This window comes from Methylobacterium sp. E-005, assembly GCF_022829725.1.
Lineage (GTDB): Bacteria > Pseudomonadota > Alphaproteobacteria > Rhizobiales > Beijerinckiaceae > Methylobacterium.
This window is the reverse complement of the sequence record NZ_JAKSYG010000208.1, coordinates 1-2,940: the sequence shown is the minus strand read 5'-3', so window position 1 is coordinate 2,940 and position 2,940 is coordinate 1. Positions and strand designations below refer to the sequence as shown.

The 2,940-nt window shown below is 67.4% G+C and carries 4 protein-coding genes; 2 read left to right on the top strand and 2 right to left on the bottom strand.

Annotation, left to right across the window (positions count from 1 at the left end; translation table 11 throughout):
* Nucleotides 1–196 precede the first annotated feature (196 nt).
* Nucleotides 197–475 carry a hypothetical protein gene (locus MKK88_RS24165; RefSeq protein ID WP_244004281.1) on the top strand — a complete coding sequence of 93 codons (279 nt, stop codon included), beginning with the start codon at nt 197–199 and terminating at the stop codon, nt 473–475.
* A gap of 745 nt (nt 476–1,220) precedes the next feature.
* On the opposite strand, the gene MKK88_RS24160 is transcribed toward MKK88_RS24165, so the two are convergent.
* Nucleotides 1,221–1,598 (bottom strand): MICOS complex subunit MIC60, encoded by a 378-nt coding sequence (locus MKK88_RS24160; protein ID WP_244004279.1) that lies wholly within the window; start codon nt 1,596–1,598, stop codon nt 1,221–1,223.
* Nucleotides 1,599–1,617: 19 nt separating this feature from the next.
* On the bottom strand, nt 1,618–2,379 hold the full coding sequence (locus MKK88_RS24155) for a hypothetical protein (protein ID WP_244004277.1): 762 nt from the start codon (nt 2,377–2,379) through the stop codon (nt 1,618–1,620).
* Nucleotides 2,380–2,697: 318 nt separating this feature from the next.
* Between MKK88_RS24155 and MKK88_RS24150 the strand changes: the two genes are divergently transcribed.
* Complete coding sequence (locus MKK88_RS24150; protein WP_244004283.1) at nt 2,698–2,856, top strand: hypothetical protein; 159 nt, start codon at nt 2,698–2,700, stop codon at nt 2,854–2,856.
* Nucleotides 2,857–2,940 lie beyond the last annotated feature (84 nt).

Below are 2,940 nucleotides of genomic sequence, written 5' to 3'. Positions count from 1 at the left end.
GGAGGCGGCCACGCTGGCGGCCCTCAGTCGGCCGGCCGGCCCCGATCCGGTTCTGGCGCTGATCGAGGAGCATCGGGCCGCCTACGCCGAGTGGGACCGTCTCGCCGAAGTTTGGAGCGAGATGCTGCTGGGTGATCCCGGGTCGCGGCCGAGGTAGGGCGCTTCCTCGCAACCGTGCGGGCAGCGTGAGGCGACGATGAGCACCGTGCGACCCCATTCCATCGTTCCGTTCGCCGAGGTTCAGGGTCTCACGGCGACCTTGGCCGGCGCCTTTGCCGAAGGGGTGGATCTCGGCCCCCGTGGGGCACAGATCCGCGCCCTCGGGGAGTCGCTGGAAACGATGATTGAGGCGTTGCGCCTAGAGCTTGCTGGCCTGGGCGAGCGTCCGCAAATCGATGACATGGAATTGGATCTCGATCAGCTAAGCCGCATGGCGAAGAACGCCCGCACCTACGGCATGAACGAAGCTGATTGAGCGGGCTGATTGCATAAAAGGACCGTGGGCCGGCGCTCGCGGTCTCCAGTCCCGCCGCACCGCGCCGACCCTCACGCAACAGCCCGGCCGAGGCATCACGGGCGAGCCCCGGGGAACTGGCCCGGCTGCGCCTGTCATTGCGTGCTTGCCCGCGCCGGGCCGTGTGACGTCGCGAACGCCTCGGGCACGTATGCGGGAAGGACCGGTGCTGTAGCAGGCGCAAAGGGCGATGTCGCCGCTTTGGCCTGACATGGGCCCCGGCCTACGCGCGACTGCGCCGGCGAGGCCGCACCGAAGTCGAGGGGCTTCAGGCCTCGGTGCTGCTCTGCCGGCGCGCGGCCGTGACCGGTCGCTGTTGGCAGTTAGGCCTCGGCTAGTTGACGAATCATTGGTCCCGCTCGACCGCGAACCTATCGGAGATGCGCAAGCAGCAGGCTGCTCGGTCGTGCGCAGGACAGGGGCGGTAGCGGACCATCGACGATTTGCGCTGAGGCCTGCTTCCGGTGCCAGTTCGCGCAGTGGGTTATGCCGCCGATCTCGATCATCCCCATCGAGAATATGAGCGCCCCGGCACCAATGATGGCGGCTACGACGCTGAGCAACATCACTTCGGCTACCCCCTCCCTCCGCACGGTAGCGCGCCCCCACTGCGTGGGCACGAACGTGTGTTCGGCGATGAGGATCAGGCAGGACCAGAGCATGATAGTCGCCTAAGTGTCCGATACGGGGCCCGTTTCATCGGTGCTCACGGAGGTGTTAACCGCCCGTTCGGCTTGGCTTGGCGCAACACCTCGACCAAGAACCCAACCGCGCTCTGCGCGTGGGACTGCGCCCCAATCAGAAGGCCAGCCCGATTCAGGATAAGATCCGCCGGTCTACGGGCGATGTCCTCGATCGCGCGAAAAGACGATCTGACTGCATCCAGAGCGCTGTAGAGACCGGGCGTGTTGCCGGCGGCATTGGCGCGAATCGTCAGCAGGCAGGCCTCGACGTCGCGCAGACTGGCGCCGCCCGAGATGCCGGATTCGGCAACCCTCTGAATCGCCCCATCCAGCGCTTCGATCGAAGGCGCAAAGCACGGCAGCAGCCCTGTGCCTGGAACCGACCTGTTGTCGTTCGTCATACCGTCCGTCCGCGTGCGCCTACCGCATAGCTTGACCCGTGCCACGACCCGCGCGGAATCCTGCGTGAACGCTTTGGTTGAGGTCGCCCGCTGCCCCTCGGCAGCCCTTCGACGGTGCCGTATCCACAACCTGCCTCTGTGGATCTCCCTTACCCGTGGGGTGAATCGGTTTGCACCCTATGCTGCCGAGCAGCGCCGGGGCCGCGGATCGCCCTCCCCGCCGGAGCCATTGTAGCCATTCGCGGCTGATGATGCGGACCACGTTCGGATCGGACTTCCGGCCCTGGTAGCGACGCTCCTGGATCGTCAACAGCCCGTCGCCCTCTGCCAGCCGGATCGCAGCTTGAGCCAGCCGGCGGCAGACACCGGCCCTGGCGGCTATGGCGTCGAGGCACAGGCCGCAGGCGCCGGTGCGGGCCATCTCGTCTCCTACGATGCGGAGCACCGCGAGCTGCCCGGTGGTGAACCTGCTGGCGAGGGCTGGCGGCATCGGGCCGGAGCAGGCCAGCCGACGGCGCCGCTCGATCGCCACGGACCGCTCAGGAGCCCGCTGGAGGCGCTTCGGCGGGAACAGCGTCACACGGCCGAGCGGGATGCCGACGGGCGCCACGGCCTCGCGCACGGCGCTCCTGCGGGTGTGCAGCAGCTCGGCCAAGCCCTGCGCCTCCGCGTCGGTGACGGTCTCTGCGGCGTGGGCCTGCCAGATGGATCGCGATAGGCTGTCGAGCTGCGCGAACGTGCGTGCGTCCTCGATCGCCGACCGCATGGTGGCGTGAAACATCGATCCCGGTCCCTCACGGGCCGCGGCTAGAGTCCAGGCAAAGCCTTCCCGGTGCGAGAATTGGCGTTCTCGCTTGACTCCGCGGGGGAGGTCATGGCTTGTGAGGGGTATTCGAGACCGGCCTCACAAGGCCCCAGGTTTTCAGCAGGCTCCCGTTTGGCGACGGGGGCCTGTTGGCTTTTCAGGGTCTATCTCGCGGCGATCTCTCCTGAATGGCGGCCGCGACTCGCCAGGGCGGGTGCAGCCGGAACGGTCCATGTCGGACGGGCGGCACGGTTAAGTCAACGGCGAGGGCACGAGATGACGCCAGCGGAGTTCATGGGCGAGATCGCTCTGCCGACTGTGCTGGAGTTCAAGGCCAACCGGCTATCGCGGCGGCACGCCTATCTCGCTTGCATCGCGACGTTCCACATCAAGGACTGGCCTGCCCCCATTCGGTGGCCCGAGTTCGAAGTTAGTGCATCGTCGGTCGGCTGACGATGGCAGGGCGAGCGGACGGCACTGATCCGCTCGGTTCGGTTGGCCAGAGGACGACCTCCGGCGCGGGTGGCTGGTAGCCGA

Bases quoted from the DNA above. Each gene is read 5' to 3' on its own strand.
- MKK88_RS24165 (WP_244004281.1), top strand. From the start codon at position 197: ATGAGCACCGTGCGACCCCATTCCATCGTTCCGTTCGCCGAGGTTCAG.
- MKK88_RS24160 (WP_244004279.1), bottom strand. From the start codon at position 1,598: ATGACGAACGACAACAGGTCGGTTCCAGGCACAGGGCTGCTGCCGTGC.
- MKK88_RS24155 (WP_244004277.1), bottom strand. From the start codon at position 2,379: ATGTTTCACGCCACCATGCGGTCGGCGATCGAGGACGCACGCACGTTC.
- MKK88_RS24150 (WP_244004283.1), top strand. From the start codon at position 2,698: ATGGGCGAGATCGCTCTGCCGACTGTGCTGGAGTTCAAGGCCAACCGG.